The 24,614-nt window shown below is 63.3% G+C and carries 27 protein-coding genes and 4 pseudogenes; 21 read left to right on the top strand and 10 right to left on the bottom strand.

The annotated features are described in order from the left end of the window. Positions 1-114 precede the first annotated feature (114 nt). The 13 genes and pseudogenes from ACCQ01_RS12635 to fni all read left to right on the top strand — a co-directional run bounded on the left by ACCQ01_RS12635 (position 115) and on the right by fni (position 13,263). Positions 115-1,216 (top strand): IS3 family transposase gene (locus ACCQ01_RS12635; protein WP_228434153.1). Its coding sequence is split into 2 segments (ribosomal slippage): positions 115-368 and positions 367-1,216, totalling 1,104 coding nucleotides; the frame shifts between segments, so codons are not numbered across the junction. A 30-nt stretch (positions 1,217-1,246) separates the two neighbouring features. Then, positions 1,247-1,985: pseudogene (locus ACCQ01_RS12630) on the top strand (DNA-binding protein); the annotation flags it as partial. A 130-nt stretch (positions 1,986-2,115) separates the two neighbouring features. Further along, positions 2,116-2,235 (top strand): annotated as a pseudogene (locus ACCQ01_RS12625) (type III secretion system effector XopAI); the annotation flags it as partial. A 74-nt stretch (positions 2,236-2,309) separates the two neighbouring features. Beyond that, positions 2,310-3,539, top strand: a complete 1,230-nt coding sequence (locus ACCQ01_RS12620; RefSeq protein WP_228434154.1) for a cytochrome P450 family protein — start codon at positions 2,310-2,312, stop codon at positions 3,537-3,539. A 12-nt stretch (positions 3,540-3,551) separates the two neighbouring features. Further along, on the top strand, positions 3,552-4,754 hold the full coding sequence (locus tag ACCQ01_RS12615) for a cytochrome P450 (RefSeq protein WP_228434155.1): 1,203 nt from the start codon (positions 3,552-3,554) through the stop codon (positions 4,752-4,754). 183 nt (positions 4,755-4,937) lie between these two features. Further along, a complete protein-coding gene (locus tag ACCQ01_RS12610) occupies positions 4,938-6,143 on the top strand; it encodes a cytochrome P450 (RefSeq protein ID WP_228434156.1) in 1,206 nt (401 codons plus the stop codon). 1 nt (position 6,144) lies between these two features. Beyond that, positions 6,145-6,435, top strand: a complete 291-nt coding sequence (locus tag ACCQ01_RS12605) for a ferredoxin (protein WP_228434157.1) — start codon at positions 6,145-6,147, stop codon at positions 6,433-6,435. Next, positions 6,422-7,267 (top strand): glucose 1-dehydrogenase, encoded by an 846-nt coding sequence (locus ACCQ01_RS12600; protein ID WP_267132187.1) that lies wholly within the window; start codon positions 6,422-6,424, stop codon positions 7,265-7,267. Before ACCQ01_RS12605 ends, ACCQ01_RS12600 begins: the two co-directional genes overlap by 14 nt. After that, entirely contained in the window at positions 7,267-8,610 is a 1,344-nt protein-coding gene (locus ACCQ01_RS12595; RefSeq protein WP_228434158.1) for a cytochrome P450, read from the top strand. The genes ACCQ01_RS12600 and ACCQ01_RS12595 overlap by 1 nt, the downstream gene beginning before the upstream one ends. 190 nt (positions 8,611-8,800) lie before the next feature. Next, positions 8,801-9,715, top strand: a complete 915-nt coding sequence (locus tag ACCQ01_RS12590) for a polyprenyl synthetase family protein (protein ID WP_372358899.1) — start codon at positions 8,801-8,803, stop codon at positions 9,713-9,715. Further along, a complete protein-coding gene (locus ACCQ01_RS12585; RefSeq protein ID WP_228434160.1) occupies positions 9,712-11,271 on the top strand; it encodes a hypothetical protein in 1,560 nt (519 codons plus the stop codon). The genes ACCQ01_RS12590 and ACCQ01_RS12585 overlap by 4 nt, the downstream gene beginning before the upstream one ends. Next, positions 11,268-12,170: a terpene synthase family protein gene (locus tag ACCQ01_RS12580; protein WP_228434161.1), complete on the top strand. Its 903-nt coding sequence runs from the start codon at positions 11,268-11,270 to the stop codon at positions 12,168-12,170. The genes ACCQ01_RS12585 and ACCQ01_RS12580 overlap by 4 nt, the downstream gene beginning before the upstream one ends. After that, the gene (gene fni, locus ACCQ01_RS12575; RefSeq protein WP_372358797.1) at positions 12,136-13,263 is read left to right on the top strand and encodes a type 2 isopentenyl-diphosphate Delta-isomerase; all 1,128 of its coding nucleotides are present in this window, start codon (positions 12,136-12,138) and stop codon (positions 13,261-13,263) included. The genes ACCQ01_RS12580 and fni overlap by 35 nt, the downstream gene beginning before the upstream one ends. A 262-nt stretch (positions 13,264-13,525) precedes the next feature. Here fni and ACCQ01_RS12570 read toward each other — a convergent pair whose 3' ends face one another. After that, positions 13,526-13,861, bottom strand: coding sequence for a YjaZ family protein (locus ACCQ01_RS12570; RefSeq protein ID WP_228434163.1), 336 nt, complete (start codon positions 13,859-13,861; stop codon positions 13,526-13,528). Between the two features lie 255 nt (positions 13,862-14,116). Between ACCQ01_RS12570 and xopE the strand changes: the two genes are divergently transcribed. Continuing rightward, positions 14,117-15,184: a XopE/AvrPphe family type III secretion system effector gene (gene xopE, locus ACCQ01_RS12565; RefSeq protein WP_228434185.1), complete on the top strand. Its 1,068-nt coding sequence runs from the start codon at positions 14,117-14,119 to the stop codon at positions 15,182-15,184. Between the two features lie 52 nt (positions 15,185-15,236). Here xopE and ACCQ01_RS12560 read toward each other — a convergent pair whose 3' ends face one another. Next, entirely contained in the window at positions 15,237-15,803 is a 567-nt protein-coding gene (locus tag ACCQ01_RS12560) for a recombinase family protein (protein ID WP_011036809.1), read from the bottom strand. 181 nt (positions 15,804-15,984) lie between these two features. Here ACCQ01_RS12560 and ACCQ01_RS12555 point away from each other — a divergent pair, with 181 nt between their 5' ends. From ACCQ01_RS12555 to ACCQ01_RS12545, 3 genes are read left to right on the top strand one after another with little or no spacing between them, the layout of a single operon-like run. Further along, positions 15,985-16,236, top strand: coding sequence for an AbrB/MazE/SpoVT family DNA-binding domain-containing protein (locus ACCQ01_RS12555; protein WP_002804328.1), 252 nt, complete (start codon positions 15,985-15,987; stop codon positions 16,234-16,236). Further along, entirely contained in the window at positions 16,233-16,628 is a 396-nt protein-coding gene (locus ACCQ01_RS12550) for a type II toxin-antitoxin system VapC family toxin (protein WP_003159186.1), read from the top strand. The genes ACCQ01_RS12555 and ACCQ01_RS12550 overlap by 4 nt, the downstream gene beginning before the upstream one ends. Positions 16,629-16,677: 49 nt before the next feature. Next, the gene (locus ACCQ01_RS12545) at positions 16,678-17,223 is read left to right on the top strand and encodes a hypothetical protein (protein WP_228434164.1); all 546 of its coding nucleotides are present in this window, start codon (positions 16,678-16,680) and stop codon (positions 17,221-17,223) included. Between the two features lie 1,057 nt (positions 17,224-18,280). Here the strand turns inward: ACCQ01_RS12545 and ACCQ01_RS12540 are convergent. After that, complete coding sequence (locus tag ACCQ01_RS12540) at positions 18,281-18,517, bottom strand: hypothetical protein (protein ID WP_055026918.1); 237 nt, start codon at positions 18,515-18,517, stop codon at positions 18,281-18,283. 231 nt (positions 18,518-18,748) lie between these two features. On the opposite strand from ACCQ01_RS12540, the gene ACCQ01_RS12535 reads away from it, so the two are divergent. The 3 genes and pseudogenes from ACCQ01_RS12535 (at position 18,749) to ACCQ01_RS12525 (ending at position 20,081) form a co-directional block, all read left to right on the top strand. Next, a complete protein-coding gene (locus ACCQ01_RS12535; protein WP_323370346.1) occupies positions 18,749-19,063 on the top strand; it encodes a PIN domain-containing protein in 315 nt (104 codons plus the stop codon). A gap of 161 nt (positions 19,064-19,224) precedes the next feature. Beyond that, a pseudogene (locus ACCQ01_RS12530) lies at positions 19,225-19,347 on the top strand (XRE family transcriptional regulator); the annotation flags it as partial. A gap of 215 nt (positions 19,348-19,562) precedes the next feature. Continuing rightward, complete coding sequence (locus ACCQ01_RS12525) at positions 19,563-20,081, top strand: hypothetical protein (protein WP_228434165.1); 519 nt, start codon at positions 19,563-19,565, stop codon at positions 20,079-20,081. On the opposite strand, the gene ACCQ01_RS12520 is transcribed toward ACCQ01_RS12525, so the two are convergent. From ACCQ01_RS12520 to ACCQ01_RS12510, 3 genes and pseudogenes are all read right to left on the bottom strand, one after another. Then, positions 20,078-20,377 carry a hypothetical protein gene (locus ACCQ01_RS12520; RefSeq protein WP_228434166.1) on the bottom strand — a complete coding sequence of 100 codons (300 nt, stop codon included), beginning with the start codon at positions 20,375-20,377 and terminating at the stop codon, positions 20,078-20,080. The two genes, ACCQ01_RS12525 and ACCQ01_RS12520, sit on opposite strands and share 4 nt — an antisense overlap. Before the next feature lie 68 nt (positions 20,378-20,445). Beyond that, positions 20,446-21,402, bottom strand: a pseudogene (locus ACCQ01_RS12515) (SOS response-associated peptidase family protein). Positions 21,403-21,411: 9 nt separating this feature from the next. Further along, complete coding sequence (locus ACCQ01_RS12510) at positions 21,412-21,636, bottom strand: hypothetical protein (protein ID WP_228434167.1); 225 nt, start codon at positions 21,634-21,636, stop codon at positions 21,412-21,414. Positions 21,637-21,696: 60 nt separating this feature from the next. On the opposite strand from ACCQ01_RS12510, the gene ACCQ01_RS12505 reads away from it, so the two are divergent. Further along, on the top strand, positions 21,697-21,903 hold the full coding sequence (locus tag ACCQ01_RS12505; protein ID WP_228434168.1) for a hypothetical protein: 207 nt from the start codon (positions 21,697-21,699) through the stop codon (positions 21,901-21,903). A gap of 11 nt (positions 21,904-21,914) precedes the next feature. On the opposite strand, the gene ACCQ01_RS12500 is transcribed toward ACCQ01_RS12505, so the two are convergent. The 4 genes from ACCQ01_RS12500 to ACCQ01_RS12485 form a co-directional block, all read right to left on the bottom strand. Beyond that, positions 21,915-22,427, bottom strand: coding sequence for a hypothetical protein (locus tag ACCQ01_RS12500; protein ID WP_228434169.1), 513 nt, complete (start codon positions 22,425-22,427; stop codon positions 21,915-21,917). A 228-nt stretch (positions 22,428-22,655) separates the two neighbouring features. Further along, on the bottom strand, positions 22,656-22,853 hold the full coding sequence (csrA, locus tag ACCQ01_RS12495; protein ID WP_228434170.1) for a carbon storage regulator CsrA: 198 nt from the start codon (positions 22,851-22,853) through the stop codon (positions 22,656-22,658). Positions 22,854-23,339: 486 nt separating this feature from the next. Continuing rightward, positions 23,340-23,696 carry an H-NS histone family protein gene (locus ACCQ01_RS12490; protein ID WP_228434171.1) on the bottom strand — a complete coding sequence of 119 codons (357 nt, stop codon included), beginning with the start codon at positions 23,694-23,696 and terminating at the stop codon, positions 23,340-23,342. A gap of 139 nt (positions 23,697-23,835) precedes the next feature. Then, positions 23,836-24,570, bottom strand: a complete 735-nt coding sequence (locus ACCQ01_RS12485) for a response regulator transcription factor (protein ID WP_228434172.1) — start codon at positions 24,568-24,570, stop codon at positions 23,836-23,838. Between the last annotated feature and the right edge of the window lie 44 nt (positions 24,571-24,614).

The following is a 24,614-nucleotide window of genomic DNA, read 5'->3' as shown; positions in this document are numbered from 1 at the left end:
GATCTGATCGAGACGCACTGGAAGGACCTGATGCAGGTCGTGCTCTCGACGTCCACCCAATTTTGAGTAGCGCCTCAGTTTGGAGTCCAATTCCCTACCCCGAGGAGATTGGACGTGAAGAAACGTTTTACTGACGAGCAGGTCATCGGCTTTCTGCGCGAAGCCGAAAGCGGCGTGGCGATCAAGGACCTGTGCCGGCGCCATGGCTTCAGCGAGGCCTCGTACTACCTGTGGCGCAGCAAATTCGGCGGGATGAGCGTGCCCGATGCCAAGCGACTCAAGGACCTCGAGTCCGAGAACGCGCGGCTGAAGAAGTTGCTGGCCGAGCAATTGTTCGAGAACGACCTGATCAAGGATGCGCTGCGAAAAAGTGGTAAGCGCACCGGCGCGTCGTACGCTGGTGCGCGAGTGGATCGGGCGTGGTGCCAGCGAGCGTCGTGCGTTGGCAGTGATCGGTATGAGCGCCAGTGCGCTGCGCTATTGCCCGCGCGAAGATCGCAACGTCGAACTGCGCGAACGCATCTGTGCGTTGGCGCATCGCCATCGCCGTTATGGCGTGGGGATGATCTATCTCAAATTGCGACAAGAAGGACGCATCGTGAACTACAAGCGTGTGGAGCGGTTGTACCGCGAGCAGCAGCTGCAGGTCCGGCGTCGCAGACGCAAAAAGGTGCCAATAGGCGAGCGTCAGCCGCTGCTGCGGCCATCACAGGCCAATCAGGTGTGGTCGATGGATTTCGTGTTCGACCGCACCGCCGAAGGCCGAGTGATCAAGTGTCTGGTGATCGTGGACGATGCAACCCACGAAGCGGTCACCATCGACGTGGAGCGCGCGATCTGCGGGCACGGGGTGACGCGCGTGCTGGATCGGTTGGCACACAGTCGCGGTTTGCCTCACGTCATCCGTACCGACAATGGCAAGGAGTTTTGCGGTAAGGCGATGGTCGCCTGGGCGCATGCCCGTGGCGTGCAGTTGCGGCTGATCCAACCCGGCAAACCGAACCAGAACGCCTACGTCGAATCCTTCAATGGCCGACTACGCGACGAATGCCTCAACGAGCACTGGTTCCCGACACTGCTGCACGCGCGCACCGAAATCGAACGCTGGCGACGCGAATACAACGAGGACCGACCCAAGAAGGCGATCGGCGGCATGACCCCGGCTGCTTATGCCCAACATCTGGCAAACACCGATATCATTACCCCCGGAATCTAAACCAAGCCACTACTCAGGGTGGGGGGACGTCGCACCCGGCAAGAGGCTGATTCACTCACGACGCAGCTGCAGCGCTGCGAGACCGCCCTGCAGGCCGAATGCGAGGCGAGCGCCACCGCCAGAAGCGAGGTGGCCAGCCGCACTACCGAACTGGCTCAACTGCAGGAGCGGATCGCGGGCCTCACTGCGCGATTGGCGGAGCACGAACGTCATGCCCAGTCGCTGGAGCAGAAGCACGAACACGCCAGGGAAGCCCTTGAGCACTACCGGACCTCCGTCAGAGACCAGCGCGAGCAGGAACAGCGCCGGCATGAGAACCAGGTGCAGGAGTTGCAGGTCGCCCCTGCGGCAGGCCAACGAGGCCTTGACCGCCAAGAACCACGACCTGATGCAGCTCAACCGGGAAAACGGCCAGTGGCTGGAACGCCATACCCGCCTGGAGCAGGAACTGACGCAGACACGCCAGCGTGCCGACGCCCAGCAGCGCGAGCGCGACGCGCTGCGCCTGACCGCCGCCGAGCACCAAGGCCTGCAGGCGCGATGGACCAAAGATGTCCAAGCGCTGGAAGGTGTGCGCGCCGAACTGGCTGCGGCGCGGACAGAGCTGGTCGAAGAGCGCCAGCGCCGGGAACACGCCGAGGCGGACACCTTGCGGGCCACGGTACGTCTGAGCACGCTGGAACAGCTCTTGGAGCAGCTGCGGCCACCGCGCCCCGTTGGAGAACCCGAAAACGCCATCGCAGCCGGTGCAACGCCAGCAGGCAGATGATCAGCCGTTTCGGGGGAAGGCACCGGTCATCCCGTATGCCTTCGTCGTCCCAGCCAGGACTTCGGTGAGGCGAAACAAGTCGAGCGCTCCCCCGGCAAACTTGCTTCTACAGTCACTGCAGGAGATCGACATGGGTCTATGCAGTTCAAAGCCGAGCATTGCAGGCTCACCTGAGCATTATGCAACCCCCACCACAGAGCAGGCCGCGCCATCTAAGTCGTCGCCGCCATCGCGCAGGGAGTCGACTTCTTCTTCGACCAGTGCACTGCGCGAGGCTTTACCTTAATCCTGAGATTGTCCTGCTGCCATTCAAGGAATTTTGGCATGTCCCCAGAAAACGATCATTGCGACGTGATCGATGTTTCGGTTGCTCCCACGCAACTGGATTCTTTGTCTTCCGCGATTCTGCAGCGGCCGGGGATGGCGCGGGTAGCGCTTCCCGGCAATGTAGTGGCCTGGGCTGCAGGCCATCACGGCACGCTCGGACGGCTACTCGCCGACCAGCGCTTCAACCGGGATTGGCGGCAGTGGCGGGCGCTGCAGGACGGCGAGATTCCTGAAAATCATCCGCTGATCGGGATGTGCAAGCTGGACAACATGGTCACCGCGCATGGTGCCGACCACCAGCGCTTGCGCGGTCTGCTCGCCAGGAGTTTCGCACCCAGCTGTATCGCCCTGCTGGCGCCGCGCATCGAACACTGCGTCGATAGGCTGCTGGCAGGGATGGCCCGGCATGGCAGCGCCGAGTTGATGCGCGAATTCGCCATTCCGCTTCCCACCAGCGTGATCGCCGACCTGTTCGGTCTACCGGACGACCAGCGCGAGGAGATCGTCGCACTCACCAATAGCCTGGCCAACACCTCCGCCACCGCGGAGGAGATTCAACAGACACGCCAGCGCATTCCGGAGTTTTTCCATCGGCTGATCGCGCGCAAGCGGCGCGAGCCAGGCGACGATCTGGCCTCGGCGCTGATCGCCGGGCGCGACAAGGGCGAACTGGTGTCCGATACCGAACTCATCGACATGCTGTTCATGGTGCTCTCCGCGGGCTTCGTCACTACCACCGGCGTCATCGGCAATGGCGTGCTGGCCTTGCTGACCCATCCGCAGCAATTGCACTTGGTGCGCAGCGGCCAGGTGCCGTGGCCGCAGGCGATCGAGGAGATATTGCGCTGGTGCAGCAGTGTGGCGAATCTTCCGTTCCGCTATGCCACGCAGGATATGGATATCGAAGGCTGCCCCGTGCGCCGCGGCGATGCCGTGCTGATGGCGTTTCATACGGCCAATCGCGACGAGGAGGCCTTCGGTCCAGGCGCCGACGGGTTCGATGTCACTCGCCGCCATAACCCCCATCTGTCGTTCGGTCAGGGCCCGCACTTTTGCCTGGGCGCTGCGCTGGCGCGCCTGGAACTGCGCTGCGCCTTTCCTGCGCTGTTTGAACGGTTGGATGATCTGGCGCTGGCCATCGCCACCGAAGAGGTGACCTACATGCCGTCCTACGTCATTCGCTGCCCGCAGCGCCTGCCGGTCACCTTTCGCCCTTCCATCGCCTAGAGAATGAGCGCCATGTCAGACCATTCGTTGCCGACGCTGCCGATGTGGCGCGTCAATCACATCGAACCTTCGCCCGACATGCTGGCGTTGCTCGCCAACGGCCCGATCCACCGCGTGCGGTTCCCGTCCGGACACGAAGGCTGGTGGGTGACCGGTTACGACGAGGCCAAGCAGGTGCTGTCAGATGCGGCGTTCCGGCCAGCTGGCATGCCGCCAGCGGAGTTCACGCCGGACTCGGTGATTCTTGGGTCGCCTGGGTGGCTGGTGTCGCACGAGGGGATCGAGCATGCCCGGTTGCGCACAATCGTGGCGCCAGCCTTCAGCAATCGCAGGGTGAAGCTGCTCGCGCAACAGGTTGAGACGATCGCCGCGCAGTTGTTCGAGACGCTAGCGGCCCAGGCGCAGCCTGCCGACCTGCGGAGGCATCTTTCGTTTCCGCTACCGGCGATAGTCATCAGCGCGCTGATGGGGGTGCCCTACGAAGACCACGCCTTCTTCGCCGGGCTGTCCGACGAGGTGATGACGCACCAGCACGAGAGCGGTCCACGCAGCGCGTCGCGCGTGGCCTGGGAAGAACTGCGCGCCTACATCTGCGGCAAGATGCGCGGCAAGCGCGAGGAACCGGGCGACGACCTGTTGACCGATCTGCTCACGGCGGTCGATCAGGGCAAGGCAAGCGAGGAAGAGGCGATCGGTCTGGCGGCGGGCATGCTGGTGGCGGGGCACGAGAGCACCGTCGCACAGATCGAGTTCGGCCTGCTGGCGCTGCTGCGCCATACGCAACAGCGCGAGCGCCTGGTCGCCGATCCGTCGATGGTGGAGAGTGCCGTCGAGGAAATCCTGCGCATGTATCCGCCGGGCGCGGGCTGGGACGGCATCATGCGTTACCCACGGGCCGACGTGTGCATCGCTGGCGTGCACATCCCTGCCGAAAGCAAGGTGTTGGTGGGCCTGCCGGCGACCTCGTTCGACCCGCGCCATTTCGACGATCCCAAGGTCTTTGACATCGGCCGCGATGCCAAGCCGCACCTGGCGTTCTCCTACGGTCCGCATTACTGCATCGGTGTAGCGCTGGCCAGGTTGGAACTGAAGGTGGTGTTCGGTTCGATCTTCCAGCGCTTTCCCGCACTGTGCCTGGCAGTGGCGCCGGAAGAACTGACGCTCCGCAAGGAAATCATCACCGGCGGTTTCGAGGCGTTTCCGGTGCGCTGGTGACATACGCACGCCGCCCCGGTGGCGCTCTTCCACTCAGGCCTGGCGCGTTCGCTGTGCCAGACCGATCCGTCAGCCAACAGGTAACCAAGCAAGATGGACGTGCAAGCAGCACCCAACGCAATCTGCCGCGATGCCTTCGCCGAACTGGCATCGCCAGCATGCATCAATGACCCGTACCCGTTCATGCGCTGGCTGCGCGAGCACGATCCGGTGCATCGCGGAGCCTCGGGCCTGTTCCTGCTGAGCCGCCACGCCGACATCTACTGGGCGCTCAAGGCCACCGGCGACGCGTTCCGCGGCCCGGCGCCGGGCGAGCTGGCGCGCTACTTTCCACGTGCGGCGACCAGCCTGTCGATGCAACTGCTGGCCTCCACGCTGGCGATGAAGGAGCCGCCGACGCATACGCGCCTGCGCCGGCTGATCTCGCGCGATTTCACCATGCGCCAGATCGACGCGCTGCGGCCGTGCATCGCCCGCACCGTCGCCGCACGCCTGGATGCCATGACGCCCGCGTTGCAGCGCGGGGAGACGGTGGATCTCCATCGCGAGTTCGCGCTGGCGCTACCGATGCTGGTGTTCGCCGAACTGTTCGGCATGCCGCAGGACGACATATTCGCACTGACCACCAGCATCGGAACCATTCTGGAAGGCCTGAGCCCGCACGCCAGCGATCCTCAACTCGCTGCGGCCGATGCTGCCAGCGCCGGGGTCCAGCGCTACTTCGGCGACCTGATTGAGCGCAAGCGCGCTACCCCCCAGCAGGACATAGTCTCAATGCTGGTCGGGGCGCACGACGACGATGCCGACGCGCTCTCGGACGCGGAGCTGATAAGCATGCTCTGGGGCATGCTGCTGGGCGGCTTCGCCACTACCGCCGCCACCCTCGACCATGCGGTTCTGGCGATGCTGGCGCATCCCGAACTGTTGCACTGGCTGCAAGGCGACGAGGCGGAGGTGAAGGCTTTCGTCGAAGAAGTGCTGCGCTGCGACGCGCCGGCGATGTTCAGCTCCATCCCGCGCATCGCCCAGCGCGACATCGAATTGGGGGGCATGGTGATTCCGAAGGACTCGGATGTGCGCGTGCTGATCGCGGCGGGCAATCGCGACCCGGAAGCCTTCGCCGATCCGGATCGCTTCGATCCGGCGCGTTTCCATGGCACCAGCCCGGGCATGTCGACGGACGGCAAGGTGATGCTGAGTTTCGGCCACGGCATTCACTTCTGCCTGGGCGCGCAACTGGCACGGGTGCAGTTGGCCGAGAGCCTGCCGCGGATTCACGCACGCTTTCCCACGCTGGCATTGGCCGCGCCGCCGACACGTGAACCCTCCGGTTTCCTGCGCACGTTCCGCGCCCTGCCGGTACGGCTGGAGGAGGTGCACGGTGGCTGAGATGCGTGTCGTGGTCGATCAGGCGTTGTGTGCGACCACCGGTCAGTGCGCGCTGACTTTGCCGGGCGTGTTCCGCCAGCGCGAGCCTGACGGCGTCGCCGAAGTGTGCTTGTCGGAGGTTCCGCCTGCGCTGCACGCCGCGGCGCGGCTAGCGGCCAGCCAGTGTCCGGTCGCCGCGATCCGGGTCATCGATGCCGATGCCGCACGTACCAGAGCCGCGCCGGCGTCTTCGCAAGCCGATTCGCAAGCCGAACGCACACGCAATCCAGGAGGCCACGATGGGACGGTTTGAAGACAAGGTGGCCGTGGTGACCGGCGCCGGTGCCGGCATCGGCAAGGCCTGCGCTATGGCCATCGCGCGCGATGGCGGTCGCGTGGTGGTGGCCGACATCGATGCTCCGGCGGCCATCGCCTGCGCCGCGCAGATCGTGGACGACGGGGGCGGCGCGCTGGCCGTGGCGACCGACATCGCCGATGCGCAGGCGGTGGCCGCGCTGTTCGAGACGGCGACGGGGCACTTCGGTTGCGTGGACCTGCTGGTCAACAACGCCAGTGCGATGCAGTTGACACCGCACGACCGCGCGATCCTCGATCTCGATCTGGCGGTATGGGACCAGACCATGGCGACCAATCTGCGCGGCACGCTGCTGTGCTGCCGTGAGGGCATTGCACAGATGATCGCCCGCGGCGGTGGTGCGATCGTCAACATGTCCTCGTGCCAGGGGCTCAGCGGCGACACCGCGCAGACCGCCTATGCCGCGTCGAAGGCGGCGATGAACATGCTGTCGGCGTCGCTGGCCACCCAGTACGGGCATGCGCAGATTCGCTGCAATGCGGTCGCGCCCGGACTCATCATGACCGAACGCCTGCTGGCCAAGCTGGATGCGTCCATGCAGGCACACCTGCGTCGGCACCAGTTGCTGCCGCGCATCGGTCGCCCCGAGGACGTGGCGGCGCTGGTGACCTTCCTGCTTTCCGACGAGGCCGCGTTCATCACCGGCCAGGTGATATGCATCGATGGCGGCATGCTGGCGCACGTGCCGACCTACGCCGACGGCGGCAATAGTCGCACGGCGCCCCCCAGCGTCGATGCCATCGGAACCGCTTTCGTGGCGGATCGCTGATGGATTTGCTGCGCAACCCGCTTAACCGACGGCTACGGTTACAGCAGGGCATCCCGGTGGTGCCCGGCGCCTATCCGCTGGTCGGGCATCTTCCGGCGATCGTCTGCGACCTGCCGCGGTTGCTGCAGCAGGCCGAACGTACCCTGGGCGCGCACTTCTGGCTGGATTTCGGCCCCGCCGGGCAACTCATGACCTGCGTGGATCAGGACGCGTTCGCTCTGCTCCGGCACAAGGACGTGTCCTCCGCGCTGATCGAGGAGATCGCGCCGGAGTTGCTGGGGGGAACGCTGGTCGCGCAGGACGGCAGCGCGCATCGGCAGACGCGCGATGCGATCAAGGCGGCGTTCCTGCCGAAGGGACTGACCCAGGCCGGCATCGGCGCGCTGTTCGCGCCGGTCATCCAGGCGCGCGTACAGGCGTGGCGCGAGCGCGGCGAGGTGTCCATTCTGCGCGAAACCGGTGACCTGATGCTTACCCTCATCTTCAGCCTGATGGGCATCCCCGCGCAGGATCTGCCGGGGTGGCAGCGCAAGTACCGGCAACTGCTGCAACTGATCGTTGCGCCGCCGCTGGATCTGCCCGGGCTACCATTGCGTCGCGGCCGCGCCGCCCGCGACTGGATCGACGCCCAGTTGCGCCAGTTCGTCCGCGACGCGCGCGCGCATGCCGCACGTACCGGCTTGATCAACGACATGGTGAACGCTTTCGATGGCCGTGACGAGGCGCTCGCCGACGATGTGCTAGTCGCCAACATTCGATTGCTGCTGCTGGCCGGCCACGACACCACCGCCTCGACAATGGCCTGGATAGTGATCGAGCTGGCGCGACAGCCGATGCTGTGGGAGGCGCTGGTCGACGAGGCGCAGCGGCTGGGCGCAGTGCCGACCGAGCCTGCGGACCTGGCGGCGTGCCCGGTCGCCGAGGCGCTGTTCCGCGAGACCCTGCGCGTGCACCCGGCGACCACGCTGCTGCCTCGTCGCGCCGTGCACGATCTGCAACTCGGTGACCGGCACATTCCGGCAGGTACCTCACTGTGCATCCCGCTGCTGCATTTCTCGAACTCGGCCATGCTGCACGAAGCGCCGGACCAGTTTCGCCTGGCGCGTTGGCTGCAACGCAGCGAGCCGATCCGGCCTCTGGACATGCTGCAGTTCGGTACTGGCCCGCACGTATGCATCGGCTACCACTTGGTCTGGCTGGAGCTGGTGCAGTTCTGCATCGTCCTTGCATCAACCATGCACAAGGCGGGGTTGCGGCCGCGCTTGTTGAACGACGTCGACAAAGGCCGGCGCTATTACCCGACCGCGCATCCGTCCATGGCCATCCGCATCGGCTTCGCATGAGCGGGCAACCCATGCCGGAACTGGCGCCTTTACCACCGAGGCGGTGCGGCCGTCCTCTTGCAGGAATAACCACATGAACAACATGCAGATCGGATCCACGGCACACGACGACCGCGTAGGCGTTTCCGAGCTCGGCGGATCGGGGCACCAGGCAGATGCCACGTCCGGCCATCTGCTGCCGGAAGTCTGGATGCAGGCTGGCGCAAAACGGGTCGAGCAGGTGCTGGAGCTTCTTCTCAACGCCGAGGAGGACGGCACCACCGAGCTGATGGCGGCGATGCGCTACGCCACCCTGCATGGCGGTAAGCGTACCCGCGCCTTGCTTTGCCTGGCGGCCGGCGACCTGGCCGACACGCCGGCGCACGTGCTCGACGACGTCGGCGCCGCCATTGAGATGATGCACGCCTGCACTCTGGTCCATGACGACTTGCCCGCCATGGACGACGACGTGTTGCGTCGCGGCCTGCCGACCGTGCACGTCAAATTCGGCGAGGCCACCGCGATCCTGGTCGGCGATGCGCTGCAGGCGCACGCGTTCCTGACCCTGGCCAGGGTGGAGGCGCCCGGCGACAACCGCATCGCCTTGGTGCGCGAACTGGCACAGGCGGTATCCGCCGACGGCGCGGCCGGCGGGCAGGCCATGGATCTGGCACTGGTCGGCAAGCACGTCGCATTGGATACGATCATGGCGATGCACCGGATGAAGAGCGGCGCGCTGGTCCGCGCGTCGGTCCGCATGGGCGCGCTGTGCGCCATCGCCGAAGATGCCGAGCATGCCGAACTGTACGCCGCGCTCGATCGTTACAGCGCCTGCTTCGGCCTGGCGTTACAGGTGGTGGACGACATTCTCGACGCGACGGCGGATGTCGCGACACTGGGCAAGACCCCCGGCAAGGACGCGGCGGCGCACAAGCCGACCTGTGCCTCGATCATGGGCCTGCCGGCCGCACGTCAGTTCGCGTTGAACCTGTTGCGCGACGCAGGCGAAGCCATCACCCCGTTGGGGCCGCGCGCGCAGCGGCTGGAGCAGATGTTGCGGCGGGCCGGCGCGTATTTGTCCCAGCACGTGCCGTGCGCGTTGCGGCAGGAGGAGCTATCCACATGAGCGCGCTGTCCGAACAGATTCTCTCGGAACTGTGCCATCTGCTTGGTGAGACGCGCGACGGTGGCACCGTTGGCCCGTCGGTCTACGACACGGCGCGCGCGCTACTGTTCCACGACGGTCTCGCTGACAGGTACGATGCTTACGCATGGCTCATCGCGCAACAGCAGGTCGATGGCGGGTGGGGAAGTGTGGATTTCCCGCTGTTCCGGCATGTCCCCACGTGGGCCGCATGGCTGGCGTTGCAGCGCGCCGGGGCACTTCCCGGCGCGGCCGAGGCGCTCCATGCCGCGACGCGCTTTCTGGAGCGACAGCCCGATCCCTATGCGCACGCCGTACCGGACGATGCACCGATCGGCGCAGAACTGATCCTGCCGCCGCTGTACAGCGAGGCCGCCGCGTTGTCGAACAGCGCGGCATTTCCGCGCCACCCGGCGCTGTGGCCACTGCGTCAGGCACGCCTGGCCAGGCTGGCGAAGGTGACGACCTTGCCCTCCGGGCATCCGCTGTTGCATTCCTGGGAGGCATGGGGCCTGGGCCAGCAGGTCAGCGCATGCCCGGACGAGGATGGCAGCATCGGCATCAGTCCGGCGGCCACCGCCGCCTGGCGTGCGCAGGCGCTGCAGCAAGGCGGCACACGGCAAGCCGGGCGCGCCGACGCGTATCTGCAGGCGGCCGCGCAGGCGACCCGCAGCGGTATCGAGGGCATCGTGCCCAACGTCTGGCCGATCAATGTGTTCGAGCCAGCCTGGTCGCTGTATACCCTGCACCTGGCCGGGCTATTCGCGCATCCCGCGCTCGCCGAGGCCGTGTGCGCGACCGTCGCACCACTCGAGACGCGCATGAGCGCGCGCGGGTTGGGGCCAGCCAAGCATTTCGCAGCCGACGCGGACGACACCGCAGTCGCATTGAGCGTCCTGCATCTGGCCAGCCGCGCCCCGGCGGCCGATGCATTGCGCCAGTTCGAAAGTGGCGCGCTGTTCGTCACCTTCCCCGGCGAACGCAATGCCTCGGTGTCGACCAATATCCATGCGCTGCATGCATTGCGCCTGCTGGGCGAGCCGGCCGTCGCCACCCGCGCCTACGTCGAAGCAAACCGTAACCCCGATGGCGTCTGGAGCAACGAGAAATGGCATGTGTCGTGGTTATATCCCACCGCGCACGCGGTCGCCGCGCTGGCGCACGGCCAGCCACAATGGCGGGACGAACGCGTGCTGGCGGCGTTGCTGCAGGCCCAGCGCGAGGACGGCGGCTGGGGCGCCGGCAGTGCGCCCACGCTCGAGGAAACCGCCTATGCGCTGTTCGCGCTGCACACGATGGACCGGAGCGAGGAACCGGCAGCACGCAGGCGTATCGCACAGGCGGTGACGCGGGCGCGGGCGTGGATGCTCGCCCGGTATGTGCCGTACGCGCTGCCGCAAACCCCGCTGTGGATCGGCAAGGAACTGTATTGCCCGACCCTGGTTGTGCGTGTGGCCGAACTTGCCGGGCTGTGGTTGGCGTTGCACTGGGAGCAGGGCGCGCCGGCCGAGGCCACGCATGCAGGAGCGGCGCCATGATCGGGAGCGAACACGCACTGCAGCAGGTGCGGGACTGGGGGCGATCCCTGACGGGCTTCGCCGACCAGCATGCCGCCGAAGCGGTCAGGGGCGGGAGTTACATCTTGCAGTGCATCCAGCCGGGATTACGCGAGATCAACGCCCGCACCGGCCGCGATCCGCAGGACGACGCGCTGACTGTGGCGTTTTACTGCGAACTGGCGCTGTTGTTCTGGCTCGATGACTGCAACGACCTGGCCCTGATCGCACCGGTGCAGCTTGACGCGGTTGAACAGGCGCTGGGGCAAGGCGTGCCGTGCGCGCTGCCGGGCTTCGAGGCCTGTGCCGCGCTGCGTGCTTCGCTGGCCGGGCTTGCCTACGAGCATGGCGACTATGTGCAACTGCTCTACGACACACGGCGCTATTGCGCTGCGCTGCGCGTCGGCCCCGCGCAGGCAGCAACGGCGCACGCCTGGTCCTATGCCGAGTACCTTTACACCGGCATCAATTCGATTGCTTACGCCAACGTGTTCTGCTGCCTGTCGCTGCTGTGGGGCCTGGAAATGTCGGCCCTGCGCGAGCGTCCCGCATTCCGCCAGGCCCTGCGGCTGATCTGCGCGATTGGACGCCTGCACAACGACCTGCACGGACGCGACAAGGACCAGGTAGCCGGCGAAACCGCCAACGCCGCGATCATACTGCAGCAGCGCTACCCGACCATGCCTGTGGTCGACTTCCTCCACGACGAACTGGCCGGCCTGATTCGCATGCTGCAACAGATTCTTACCGAAGAACGCTTTCCCACGCCGTGGCCCGTGTTGTTCGAAGCCATGGCGGCCATCGGCACGCAGTACTACCAGACGTCGATCAACCGCTACCGCAGTGATGCGGTGGAGGGAGGCCAGCATGCGCAGGTCTGAACACGCACCAGGCGCGGATCCGCACGCGCTGCTCGGTACCGCCGCGAGCGCGGGAGCAAGCGGGGACGAGGCGCTGAGCCGGCGCAAGGACGACCATCTGGACATCGTGCTGGCTAGGCAAGCCACGTCGACCGCGGTCGTGCCTGGCTGGGAACGCATCCGCTTCGAACACTGCGCGTTGCCCGAACTGAATCTGGCGCAAATCGACCTGCGGGCATCGTTGTTGGGCAAGACCCTGCGTGCGCCGCTGCTGATCAGTTCGATGACCGGCGGTATGCCGCGCGCCGATGCGATCAATCGCCATCTGAGCGAGGCAGCGCAGATCCTGCGCATCGCCATGGGCGTCGGTTCTCAGCGCGTGAGTCTGCAATCGCACAGTGCCCAGGGACTGACCCGCGCGCTGCGCCGCAACGCACCAGACATTCCCCTGCTGGCGAATATCGGCGCTGCGCAACTATGCGAGGCAGATGGCCTGGATCTGGCGCGCCGAGCTGTGGATGCGCTGGAGGCTGATGGACTCATCATTCATCTCAATCCGCTGCAGGAAGCAGTGCAACCGGAGGGCGACCGCGATTGGCGTGGCGTGCTGGCCCAGATCGCCCGCACCGCGCGCAGTATCGGTGTACCGATCGTTGTCAAGGAAGTGGGATCAGGCCTGTCGGCTGCGGTGGCCTGTGCGCTGGTCGAGGCCGGCGTGGCGGTGATCGACGTCGCCGGTGCCGGCGGCACCAGTTGGGCGGCGGTGGAGGGCGAGCGTGCCCTTGATATTGCCGACCGCGCCGTGGCGATGGCGTTTGCCGACTGGGGCATTCCGACCCCGACCAGCGTGCAGGCCATCCGCCGTACGCTGCCTGCGGTGAAGCTGATCGCGTCTGGGGGAATCCGCGATGGCGTCGATGTGGCCAAGGCAATCCGCCTGGGTGCCGACATCGCCGGGCAGGCCGCCGGCGTGTTGCGCGCGGCAACAGTATCGACCGAGGCGGTGGTCGCGCATTTCGAGATCGTTATCCGCCAGTTAGCGGTGGCTTGCTTCTGTACCGGCTCGGCCGATCTGGCAGCGCTGCGTCAGGCACGCCTCCTACCGCCGGATTGAGGGTCGGCAGGGTGGGTAATAGACGGATGCCACTGGCTTCATGAGAGCGAGCACGAGCCGATCACCTGCATCCCGCGGCTTGGGATGGCCCGCATGGTCAAGACCCCGCTACATGGGCCGGCGGCGTCCGTCTATTACACACCCTGTGACCGACCGGCCTCGCACACTCGCCGCAAGACAGTTGCAGCGTGCCGAACCTCGAAAGGGACGAGGTAGTGGATGAGCCGATGGAAGCGCCGTTTTATCTGGCAACTTCATGTTTTCACAAAAGAAATCGGATTCTGCGAGTCATTTTTACACGTATGTCGGCTGAACCCCCATAACGCGCGGGATGAAAACAGCGCCAGATCCGACGCTGGTCGATAACCAGGTTGTCGTGGCCTGCGTGGAAGACCAGCGCCGGCCCTTGCTTGGGCGGGCCCTTGCTGACGCAGTGCGAACTGAATTCCACGGATACAGACACCGCCACCGCCGCCCGGTCGGGCGTGGCAATGGTCACTTGGTAAGTGAATGGCTGCAGATGCGCCAGTGAAAATTGGGCATCGTCAATCCCGATAAATCCCTTGGCCAGATGATCCGGCCAGTACTTCTCCTTCATCGATACACGCCCTTCTTGCTCCAACACCGATTTACCCGGCAACAGAGTGCAGCCACAGCGCCGCTACCAGCAATGGATGACTCGGCATTGCCCCAGGGTTCGCCGCAATCTTTCAGATGTGCAGGCGTGCTTGCCGGCAAGCACGCGCGCGTACCAGCGCCAATCCTTCGTGGTCCCAGCCATGACTTCGGTGAGCCTACGCAAATCGGAGAGCTTCTCGCTAACCTTGATGACTCAGTACTGCAGGAGCTGGAAATGGGTCTATGCGTTTCGAAGCCGAGCGTGGCAGGGTCACCTGACCATTATGCAACTCACGCCCTAGAGCAAACCCCGCCCTCTACGCCTTCATCCTCCGAGGCGCCCATGTCACCCAGCCTGCATGGCTTGCCATCACTCGGGGCTCGCAGGGCGAGGCGGGCGGGCGCCGGGCCGACCCTACAGCCGCACGAAGTTCAGCAGGCGGCCTACCAGCTTGGTATGCGCCTCAACGACAGACCCATCGAAGATGCGCGCGACCGCCAACGCCTTGCCGACGCCACAGCGACGGTGCACGAGACACGACTCGCCTTGCACCTTGGACGAGGCAATGTCGATAGCGATCTGAGGCTCAGCAACGGACGGAGCGCCACCTACAGCGCTCTGTCCTACACCCTCAGTAGAAATGACCAGAATTCATGGGCAGGAAGCGCACTGGCTTTGGGGGCTGGCAACTGTGACGAGAACGCAGCGATCAATGCACGTCAACATGCCGTCCGCATGGAGGATGGCGGGCAGATGATGACCGTACGTGACTACGGGGTGCCCCACATCTACGCGCTTTACCAGCCACCAGGCGCGATAGAGGCGGAGGAGTCCGCGGTGGTCCTTGACTCGTGGTGCGATGGTCCAGCCGTGCGACTAGGGGATTCGCGCTGGGCCGAAACGTACCGAACGACCACCACTGTAGTTGAACGATTCGACAAGCCTGACGCAATCGAAGCGCTGGACAGGACAAACGGATTCAGAGCCGAGATCGAGGATCCGCAAACTACGCGGCATGCGTATGCGCGCGACATGGGGGCAGTCTTTCTTGCTAACCATGCCAAGCATGCGCCGGGCTACATCTTTTCCTCGATGCCGGTCATCGCCCCGGATCTTGCCGAAGGCACGCGTCAAAGACTGCAAGAGTACTCACAAGGGACGCTTGAGGATTTAGCCGCCGATGCTGCGCGGCAAGCCTACGGGCTGGATGAAGCGCAGCCCATTTCGCCGCGCACGACAACAGCGATCCTGGAGGACGCAGAGCGACTGGACGCCTTGGGTCGCCCGCCCTTGAGTTGGTGAACTGTCCTCTGGTCGCGGATGTGTCATTCTCAGAGGACAGCTGCACGGAATGTCAGAAGTTGGCTGCACTAGTGGATTGCAGCGCGGCGTATAGAGCCGTCTTGCTCACCTTGAGCCGTTTAGCGGCCTCTCGGACATTAAGCCCGTTGGCGATGTGCTCCCGCGCTCGCTGCAACTTGTCGGCCGTGACAACCGGCTTTCGCCCGCCCTTCCGCCCGCGTGCGGCGGCAGCGGTCAGCCCGGCCTTGGTGCGCTCGCGGATCAAGTCGCGCTCGAACTGGCCCAGTGCGCCGAAGACGTGGAAGATGAGCCGTCCGCCCGGCGTGGTGGTGTCGATGCTTTCGGTCAGCGACCGGAAGCCGACGCCACGCGCTTCCAGCGCGGCGATTGTCTCGATGAGGTGTTGCATTGAGCGCCCGAGCCGATCCAGACGCCAGACGGCCAGCACGTCGCCGGCGCGCAGGTAGGCCAGCGCATCAGCCAAGCCGGGCCTGTCGGCCTTGGCCCCAGAAGCCGTGTCCTCAAAAACGCGCTCGCAGCCTGCCTTGCGTAGCGCATCCGTCTGCAAAGCGGTGTCCTGTTCCGCCGTCGATACCCGCGCATAGCCGATCAGTACCATTACCGCCCCTTTTGTCCGTCTTTCTGTCCGCCTATCATAATGTCCGAAAACCCGTTAAGCAAGTGCATTGCCGGACAATGTCCGGCATGGCCGACTAATGATCGTTTGACGGACATTGAAAGTAAGGCGTTTTTGCATTACAATGCAAAGCATCAACCTTGGGTTGCGAGGGCAAACCACCATGACCACATTGACCGTTACCGCACGGGGACAAGTGACATTTCGGAAGGACGTACTGCAACACCTCGGCATCAGGCCAGGCGACAAGATCGAACTGAACTTGCTGCCAGATGGTCGGGGCGTGCTCAAGGCGGCCCGACCCGCAGGGACGATAGCCAGCTTTGTCGGCCTGCTCGCGGGCAGGACGCAGAAGGTTGCCACCATCGAAGAAATCAACGAGGCGGCGGCGCAAGGCTGGGCAGGTAAGCAATGAAGGTCGCAGTCGATACCAACGTCCTTGTGCGTGCGGTTGTGCGTGACGATCCCGCACAAGCGGACGTTGCCGCCGCAGTCTTGACCGACGCCGAGTTGATCGCGGTCGCGTTGCCGTGCCTATGCGAATTTGTTTGGGTGCTGCTGCGTGTCTACGGCTTCCAGCAAGCCGACGCGGCCAGCGCGATCCGGGCACTACTGGCCGCCGCGAATGTGGAAGTGAACCGGCCTGCCGTGGAGGCTGGCTTGCTGGTGCTCGACGCGGGCGGAGACTTTGCCGATGGCGTCATTGCCTACGAAGGCAACTGGCTTGGCGGGGAAACCTTCGTTTCCTTCGATAAGAAGGCGGTGGCACTTCTCACGGCGCAAGGGCAATCAACGCGCCTTTTGTGAGGGGCGTTGTTCAGAGGTTCCCTAATAGCGCAATCTCAGGAGTTTACCCGTGTCGGCCTATCATGAATTTATCCAACCCTTCTCGCACGAAGAATTAATACGTGCTTTTGAGACAGAGGACCTCGTAGGATGTGTGTTGCGTATCCACCTTCACGTTGAAAAGCTGCTGGTAGTCGCTCTGAAATCCTCGATCAATTCGCAGATCGCCAAAGTCATCACCTCCGTACCACAGAACTTTTCGAATAAAGTGCAACTTGCTGCCGCCTTCGGTGTACCGGTGGAGATATGTTTGGCGGTGCTCGATCTAAATGCTTTGCGCAATAAGATTGGGCACAATCTTGGTCAAATGCTAGCACCGCAAGATGTTCTTCAGCTTGCTACGAAGATAGATGCTTTTCGCGCAGCGTTTTTCCCCGAAGATCCTACTGTGATGGCGAGCGCAATGGAGCTCTCTAGCACCGGCAGTGGTAAGCGGCAGTTCGGGGCCGGCGAAGCGATCTGGGATTTTAAGATCGCTTCCGGTCTTCTTAATGGATGGATGCTGAGATATTGGGCCCAGCGCGGTTGGCTGAGCAAATCCACCGCTGGATCCTAACAGTCGGCCAACTCCCCAGGCGTTTCGTGCGAGCTCGACGAGCTGGGCCGCCTGCATCGGCAATGGCTGTCCGACCTGGACGCCTTCAAAGACTCGCTGCGCACGCAGGGCGCAGCACCCAAGGTGCTGGAATGCGTGAACGAGGCTTTCGGCCGCCTGGCCGAGCGCATCAAGCAGCTTGCCGGTTGATCGCCGGAATTTTCGGCGGTTCCGACTTTGTCGCACCGTGCATAGGAGTTCTGAGCAATTCCGACCTCTCGCGGCGCTTCGTGCATAGAACTTCTGACCGCTCTCGGTCAGAAGTTCTATGCACACACGGCGGCCAGCCAGTGAACTGGTGAAATCGTCTTCTGAAAACGACAAACGGACCACCTAAAATGGGCCAGCCTAAATGGACCATTCAATGTTTGAGCGGGCAAAAAAAGCCCCGCTTAAGCGGGGCAAAAAGCGCGGGGCAGGCGCCATCAGTTCGTGCGATGGGGCAACCATTCAAGTGGCGTCCGTTGGCCGTCTTTGTAGACCATCGTGCCGGTCCCACAGATTCGCCCTGCCACGACAGCGCCTTCGCTGTAGGGTTGCCCATTGAGATAGCAAGCGGGCGGCGGGGGCGTCTCGTGCTTGCCTTTACGTTCCAATTCGGCGACCTGGCTGGTGAGCTGGGTTACATCAAGGCGCAGCTGCGTCACCTCTGGATCCCGAGCTGGCTGAAGAGCGCAGCCCGCAAGTTGTGCCATACAGACAACAGCCATCAACCGTGCTGCATTCATAAATCTCCCTTATCGACGTGTGCCGCCGAACGCTGAAATGATTGTGTCGATCTGCGACTTAGTGCTGATGAAACCGACTTAGGGCGCCGGTCAGGCCCTGGATCGTTGCATGGATCAAGAACAGCACGAGGGTCGGCAGGGAATCGTGCTCAACAGGGCCAACGATTTCGTACCGTGGTACGTACCACGTAATTACGTAATGTCGTGACCGCTATCGGAGCCGCAAGGTCGCCATGCTCTAAGGCGGGATAATTCTGAGTTATCCCGCCTGATCCCTGGGAAGCTCGATCCTACTGCAGCTGGTCCGCGTTGAATCCGCTCGCGAGCAAGCGCTCCCGTACCCTCTCGGACATGGGCTGGCGCTCATAGCGAGCCGGCCCGTGCCCAATGCGCTGCGGGAGCTTCTGAGCCACGAACACCTGAGCCATGTCATTGGTGTCGGCGGTAGCCACCACGTACAGCCCGCCGTCTGCCTGCGGCAAACGAAACAGCACGGCAAGCGCAGAGTCATCGTTGTACGTCGGCATTCTTGGTTCTCCTTTGATATCACAAGTTGATTCAATGCCTTAGCAATGAAATGGCTGTTCTCGGAACGATTCCCTGCCGACCCTCATACCCACCCACAACGATTCGCCACGACATTAGGCAAACACAGCTGGGACAAGGCGGGAACCCTTCTGCCGGAGTTTGTCAGCGGCCAGCCGTATGATCGAGCGCGACGGGTTAGGGTCTGGAAGCTCGAAGAGAAACAGACCGATGTGAACCTGGCGCTGGCCATGTATCGCGATGCTGCGTCGGCGCGCTATCAGCAACTGGTTGTGTGCTCCAACGATAGCGATATCGAGCCGGTCCTTGCGGCTATCCGCGAGGACTTCCCGACCATCGTGCTTGGCGTGGTCACGCCACGCAGGCCGCCGATCGATGGTGAATCGGACAGAAGAGTCAGCGTCTCGCTGTCGAGCCGCGCTGACTGGACACGTCAATACATTTTGGATGGCGAGCTGGTCGCAGCTCAGCTTCCAGAGCGCGTTCGTAAGCCTGGCAAGCCAATCGATAAGCCGGGGCATTGGTGAGGGTGAGGCGCTAGGCTTGACCGCTATCATGCTTGCTTCCGCGCATTAACCAAACACCGTTCATGAGTTCAAACCCTCGTACAGCTACAACCGCGCTCCCCGAGACCGTCGGCGCACGTCTTCTGACGGAGCGAAAGCGCCTCGGCCTTACTCAAATCGAAATGGCCGAGCGCTGTTCTGTCAGTAGGTGGGCGCAGCTGTATTTCGAAAAAGACACAAATCTACCTGGTGGCGCGTATCTCATCGCTGCGCACCATATTGGCGTAGATATCCTCTATGTCCTTACGGGGACGCCGCCATCGTACAAACGTTGATTGTCCGCACTGCTGCGCGCCGCCAGTAACTGGCCGAGTCGCGAAGCCATCGGAAGAATTTCATAGTGTTGTTCCCATACCGTGTACCGAATCACCAAACCGACTGCGCGTACTGCTTGACGCTGCTACTCAACCCCAGTGCTGCCGACCCTGCACGCAAGTAGATCTGCCATGACTGGACGCCAATGCAATCGACTAAGACCCTGCTGCTGAAACCGTTGAGCTGGACTTTGGGCTTGGGCTCCCATGCGCCGTCGGGCCTGGAAGCCACCTTGCCGACCATGAGCATGAAGGCTGCGGCCGGCATGGCGGCTCTGGAAACATCCGATGGGTTCGACCTTTCCCCGTTCACTTGGGAGGTGTCCATCTCGGCAGGCGGGGAGGTGGTTGGCCAGCAGCAATCGCCCGGTATTGTGGGCAGGGTCGCGTGCTACCTAACCAGCGGCCTCGAACAAGGGGCAGAGTTGTACGCCGCAATCACGCTCGCTCCGGATGCAATGCGCGATCTGGTGACAGCGTCAGCGAATGGCTTCGTTCCCATCGGCATCTGGCTGAAGATCAGCGGAGCATCTGGCGAGGAGACACCCGACGGCGCGACGCTGGTTTGGGATACAGACAACGAACCCGAGATTGAGATAGCTGAAGCAAGAATTTTCACGCAGCGCGACTTGCCGCCTTCGCCGCCAGCGGCATCGAGGCTCTAGCGCCGGCGACGCCGCTTGCCTGAGGGGGCCACCTGCGCGAGTGGCAGATTGCGGCGGCTCTCCTCGTCCTGCGCCCGCATCACCTCGGCCGCGCGGATCTTGTTGTCTATCTCTGCCTTGGCCTGGCCCCGCCACCGGCCCAACCAAGCATCTGCATATCGGAGGCATCCCGCCTGTGTCGCCATACGGCGTTTCACGCTTGGGCCTTCGATGTAGCAACGCGTCCGAATTTCAAACGAGCCATCGTCCTCCTGCGTGATGCTGACGACCGGCAGTCCGCGATATTGCAGCTTCAACCGCTCTCCTTCCCGCACCCAAGCCATGTCAGGAACAGGGGCAGGCGGGACTGGCGCCTGGTCGATGCTCACGCCGCCAGCTGGTGCTCGTAATACGGGCGAGGCCGGTCGTCGAGCACTGCATAGGACGCGGCAAGGTCCGCCGGATCCGGGTTGAGCCAAGCGTCGATGTTCTCCGGCTTGATTTGCACGATGCACCGATCATGGCCAGCTGCGGCCACTTCGGGCGGCGGCTCATCGGTGATGGCCGCGAACGAGAGTAGGCGCCCCTCTGGGCCGTCCCATTCCGACCAAAGGCAGGCGATCACCATTTCTTGCGCCGGCTGCGGCCGGAACTCAAGCACAACGTTTTCTTCCTTCTCGCCCTCGCTGAGGGTGCGGCCCTCCATGGCATGCCGCGCCACGTTCTCGTAGAACGCGTCCACGATGATCACGCCATGGTTGCGGCCGAAGGCCTGGCCCCAAAACCCTTCCAGGTTGTCCCTGCGGGCGTTGTAGGTGCCGGGGAACCGCACATCGTAATTGGCTGGCTTGCCGCACAGGCGGCACTGGTAGCGCATCGGCTTGATGACGCGCTGGCCGCCCTCCATCACGATCACCGGCGCATACACGCCCGGGAACACCCGGGAGTCGCGCGACAGCGGCTCGGAACGATTGAGGTCGGATAGCTTGGCTCGAGCGCGCTCGATCTTGTTGGTGGCCACGCGCACGTCGTTCTGCGCCTTCTTGGTGACCTTGGTTTGCAACGCCCGCTCGGCGCCCACCAGGCGCGTCTTCTGGGCGAACAGCTCTTCTTACAGCTTCCTCGCTTCCACGCCGCGCCACTGCGCCACGGCTGCGGCGATCGGCTGCACCTGGGGATCATCGGCACCCACAAAGGCATCATCCATGCCCTTCGGTGTCTTTGGCCGCGCCTTGCCGGCGTCGAACAAGTAGAGCTCGGCGAATTCCTTGATAGACATGATCGCGCCGTAATTGCGCACGAGTTTCTTGTAGTCGGCCCGGATCTGGGCGGAGTAGCACATAGCTGACCCTCAGCAGTCGCGGTCGGTGTCTTCAAGGCCATGCCAGGCAAGGATTTCATCGATCCGCCGGGACACGAATTGGGCATCTTCGGCCGTGACGGCGCCGTCCTCGATCACGTCCGCCATACCGGCGAAGGCCTGCCAGAAGTGGCAACGGTCAGGGGATCCAGCCAGGAGCGCGGGGACTGCTGCGTCCAGCTGGTCGAGCTGGGTGCGGAGTTCGGTTCTGTGCATGTTGCCAGTATCGGCCAGGCCGTCTCACGGCTTGAGAAGCTTGGACGTAGACTCTAGCCCATGAGCGAAGCCCGCACCCTTAGCCTTTTCGATCAGCTCCAACACCGGCTCGCCGGCGCGGCCGAGCCACTAGAGGTGATCCAGGCCTTCGAGGCCGAGCTACTGGCCACCTATCCGGCCGAATCGGCTGAGGTCGTGGAACTGATTGCGTCGTGGGGGCATCGGCTCGGCGTACTCACCCGCGATGACCTTGAAGGTTTCATCTAAGCGACGCGCCGTCACGAATCCGCGATTGATTGCAGCGGGGCGGCCATGGCCTTGCAAACGTTGGCGAGCGGTGCGGCCAACGGCAGGGCTGGGGGTGCCGTCACTATGATGCGTTCGCCTTGGACATCTAGGGCGAACGGTATCGAATCCCCCAGCAGCGGTGAGGCGATTGGGATCTTCGGCGGATCCATGAACAGGGCGGTGCGTAACACCGCACCGCGTGTGTCTCTGTGCTCAGCCAGCCCCCGGATCCTCGATCGGGCACAGGCCGCATACGGGCAATCACCTGCTTGTGGCTCCAAACGAAAGCGGGCCAGCCCTGCTTGCCGTAGCTGCTTGCCGTAGCGCTCTGTAACACACGCAGACAGGGCAGGGTGCTCGATGAAAGTTTCGAGATAGCCTGCTGTTTGGTCTGCAATTGCATCGTTGGGCTGGCCGGCTGGAGCTACCTGTGTGTTGCTGACCAGGTAGCCGCCGGCCGTGACCGCGATGAGGCTCACTGACGCGAGCAACTTGGCCAGCATTACGGGACCAGCTTGAAGCAAGCGTGCTCGATCAGCGAGGGCGGGGCACTGTAGCCAACCAGCACCAGCACAGCAGCTGCACATGCCATTTTGTAGGCGTCTTGCTCTGCCTTGTGCTGGTAGGTACCGCAAAGCGATAGCTGCGACAAACTAACGCCGCGCTCAGCGAGCACTTCTTCTGCGGCTTGGCACGCGCGGACGCATAGGCTGTGCGGCACGCTCGGCACGTCAAGAACGAGGCGCATAACCCGTGCCCTTTTGCTGCTGCCGGATCTGCTCCCACACCTCTTCACGATGCACAGCAACCTCGGCCGGGGCCCTTATGCCGATGCGCACCTGTGAGCCCTTGACGCTCAGCACAGTCACAGTTGTGGATTCACCACCTATGACCAGCGTCTCACCTATCCGGCGGGTCAATATCAACATCGATCGCTCCTTGAAGGGCCGACGCTACAGGGGTAGGGTGGCAACGGCCTTGTGGAATGGGCCAACACTCTTCCCCGGCGTTCTAGCGCCGGGTTTTTTTATTCAGCACCAGCACCTGGTGCACGACGCTGGCGCGCCTTCGCAAAGCTGTGGGCTGCGGCGGTTCTTGAACCTCGTAGGGCCGCCTCCCCGCCGTGCCATAGGGCAACCGCCCCTAAAAAGGCCGCGACGGCGTGTCGAATCATTGGCCAATTGGTCGGTGATGAAAGCCAGAAGCAACCGAACACTCCGATCACCCCAACTGCCCCAACCAGGACAAGGCCAACTCGTGCTGGCCAACGTAAGGCGGATAGGACCGCTGCGGTGGCCGCAGCCGCTGTGCCGACACCACGCCATGTCCACCCAGTCAGGGCACCTGGCGTCGCTTCGCTGGATCCGCTACGGCGATGGATGCGATGGCGCCTAAAGGCGACGACAGTACCCATGTCACTTGACCCTCAGGTCGTCCAGCGACTGGCCCTCAACGCTCACGTACTCAATGAGCCATTGTGGCTTTCGCCCTTTGCCGGTCCAGTAAACGTGGCGCTTCGTTGGATGACGATATGCCGCACGCGCTTTTGATGTCTGACGACCGGACCCCGGGAACAGGCTGTGCAAGTCCGCTACCGAATAGCCGGCGCTCTCCAGCACCTCAACAACCCGTGATTTCACGAGCTGGCGTTCGCGCTCCTGTGCACTCGCCCTTTGCTTGTCGAGCTCTTCTTGCAATAGCGTCAACTGCGAAACGGATAGGCCACTGATATCGAGATTGGCGGGCAATGAGTCGTGTTGGTCTTTCAACATCGAGAACTCCTTTGTAAAGAAGTGACCTGAATCACTTATGCATAAATGATTCGTCATTTTTGCAACATTGTCAACTGAGCACGGGATGCGCACTCAAGTCAACAGAGCGCAAAATTCCGGATGCAATCGACCAGCTTGCTCAGCTGTCCAACTCGTGGAGTAGGCCGTTTTCATAGATGAAAGGAAGTAGGTCGTTTCCATCTCGCAGCCCCAGCTTGCCCAGCCCGTTGTACTTATGTGTCGTCACCGTGCTGTAGCTGCGGCCGCTCGCCTCCACGATGTCGTGTGCCTTGGATCCTCGGCAGAAAGACACCAAAACGGCTCGCTCGCTTTCCGTAAGCGATGCCCATGGGTGCTTGTTAGTGCTGTCTAGATCGATATGGCTATCGATGTATGTCTTGCCTGCCGCTATCGCGGCAATCGCGTCGATCAACTCGGCAGCGGGGCTTGTCTTTGCAACATAGCCCGATGCACCGTTTTCCATGATCGCGCGCGCGAGAAACGGGCTTTCCTCGGCGGTGTACGCCAGCACTTTCAATGCTGGATCTGCCGCCAGTAGTGCACGTACCAGCGCAACACGTTTGAGTCCACCTGGCATGACCAGGTCTAGAACAATGATCCGATGTGCGGATTGGCTCTCAGCCACTGCGGCTAGAAGTTCAGAACTTGAATTTGTGGATGTGAATCGTGAGGCCTCAACACCTAGCAGGTCGGAGAGCATGTGACCCACGGCAATGGTGACGGACGGATGGTCGTCGGCGATGATGTAAGTGAAGCTCGCCACGCCCGGCGTTGGAATCGCCCGGGTTGGCGCTGGCTCCGTCGCTCCGCCGACTACTGCAAGCCGGCTAGCAGTCGTCGTAGAGTGATTCATTGGCTTTCTATCGATTGGGTGGCTGTTGGTCATGGTTATACCCC

This window comes from Xanthomonas sp. NCPPB 4037 (genome assembly GCF_041475695.2).
In the GTDB taxonomy this organism is placed as follows: domain Bacteria; phylum Pseudomonadota; class Gammaproteobacteria; order Xanthomonadales; family Xanthomonadaceae; genus Xanthomonas; species Xanthomonas campestris.
Note: the sequence above shows the minus strand (reverse complement) of the source record. Positions and strands in the feature narration are given on the sequence as shown.

What these genes read in the sequence shown, in the direction of transcription:
- ACCQ01_RS12605 (WP_228434157.1), top strand. Translation starts at nt 6,145, where the DNA reads ATGCGTGTCGTGGTCGATCAGGCGTTGTGTGCGACCACCGGTCAGTGC.
- ACCQ01_RS12525 (WP_228434165.1), top strand. Translation starts at nt 19,563, where the DNA reads ATGCAATCGACTAAGACCCTGCTGCTGAAACCGTTGAGCTGGACTTTG.
- ACCQ01_RS12505 (WP_228434168.1), top strand. Translation starts at nt 21,697, where the DNA reads ATGAGCGAAGCCCGCACCCTTAGCCTTTTCGATCAGCTCCAACACCGG.
- ACCQ01_RS12590 (WP_372358899.1), top strand. Translation starts at nt 8,801, where the DNA reads ATGCAGGCTGGCGCAAAACGGGTCGAGCAGGTGCTGGAGCTTCTTCTC.
- ACCQ01_RS12550 (WP_003159186.1), top strand. Translation starts at nt 16,233, where the DNA reads ATGAAGGTCGCAGTCGATACCAACGTCCTTGTGCGTGCGGTTGTGCGT.
- ACCQ01_RS12500 (WP_228434169.1), bottom strand. Translation starts at nt 22,427, where the DNA reads ATGCTGGCCAAGTTGCTCGCGTCAGTGAGCCTCATCGCGGTCACGGCC.
- ACCQ01_RS12490 (WP_228434171.1), bottom strand. Translation starts at nt 23,696, where the DNA reads ATGTTGAAAGACCAACACGACTCATTGCCCGCCAATCTCGATATCAGT.
- ACCQ01_RS12615 (WP_228434155.1), top strand. Translation starts at nt 3,552, where the DNA reads ATGTCAGACCATTCGTTGCCGACGCTGCCGATGTGGCGCGTCAATCAC.
- ACCQ01_RS12580 (WP_228434161.1), top strand. Translation starts at nt 11,268, where the DNA reads ATGATCGGGAGCGAACACGCACTGCAGCAGGTGCGGGACTGGGGGCGA.
- ACCQ01_RS12620 (WP_228434154.1), top strand. Translation starts at nt 2,310, where the DNA reads ATGTCCCCAGAAAACGATCATTGCGACGTGATCGATGTTTCGGTTGCT.
- xopE (WP_228434185.1), top strand. Translation starts at nt 14,117, where the DNA reads ATGGGTCTATGCGTTTCGAAGCCGAGCGTGGCAGGGTCACCTGACCAT.
- ACCQ01_RS12485 (WP_228434172.1), bottom strand. Translation starts at nt 24,570, where the DNA reads ATGAATCACTCTACGACGACTGCTAGCCGGCTTGCAGTAGTCGGCGGA.
- ACCQ01_RS12585 (WP_228434160.1), top strand. Translation starts at nt 9,712, where the DNA reads ATGAGCGCGCTGTCCGAACAGATTCTCTCGGAACTGTGCCATCTGCTT.
- ACCQ01_RS12595 (WP_228434158.1), top strand. Translation starts at nt 7,267, where the DNA reads ATGGATTTGCTGCGCAACCCGCTTAACCGACGGCTACGGTTACAGCAG.
- ACCQ01_RS12510 (WP_228434167.1), bottom strand. Translation starts at nt 21,636, where the DNA reads ATGCACAGAACCGAACTCCGCACCCAGCTCGACCAGCTGGACGCAGCA.
- fni (WP_372358797.1), top strand. Translation starts at nt 12,136, where the DNA reads ATGCGGTGGAGGGAGGCCAGCATGCGCAGGTCTGAACACGCACCAGGC.
- ACCQ01_RS12555 (WP_002804328.1), top strand. Translation starts at nt 15,985, where the DNA reads ATGACCACATTGACCGTTACCGCACGGGGACAAGTGACATTTCGGAAG.
- ACCQ01_RS12540 (WP_055026918.1), bottom strand. Translation starts at nt 18,517, where the DNA reads ATGCCGACGTACAACGATGACTCTGCGCTTGCCGTGCTGTTTCGTTTG.
- ACCQ01_RS12570 (WP_228434163.1), bottom strand. Translation starts at nt 13,861, where the DNA reads ATGAAGGAGAAGTACTGGCCGGATCATCTGGCCAAGGGATTTATCGGG.
- csrA (WP_228434170.1), bottom strand. Translation starts at nt 22,853, where the DNA reads ATGTTGATATTGACCCGCCGGATAGGTGAGACGCTGGTCATAGGTGGT.
- ACCQ01_RS12600 (WP_267132187.1), top strand. Translation starts at nt 6,422, where the DNA reads ATGGGACGGTTTGAAGACAAGGTGGCCGTGGTGACCGGCGCCGGTGCC.
- ACCQ01_RS12560 (WP_011036809.1), bottom strand. Translation starts at nt 15,803, where the DNA reads ATGGTACTGATCGGCTATGCGCGGGTATCGACGGCGGAACAGGACACC.
- ACCQ01_RS12610 (WP_228434156.1), top strand. Translation starts at nt 4,938, where the DNA reads ATGCGCTGGCTGCGCGAGCACGATCCGGTGCATCGCGGAGCCTCGGGC.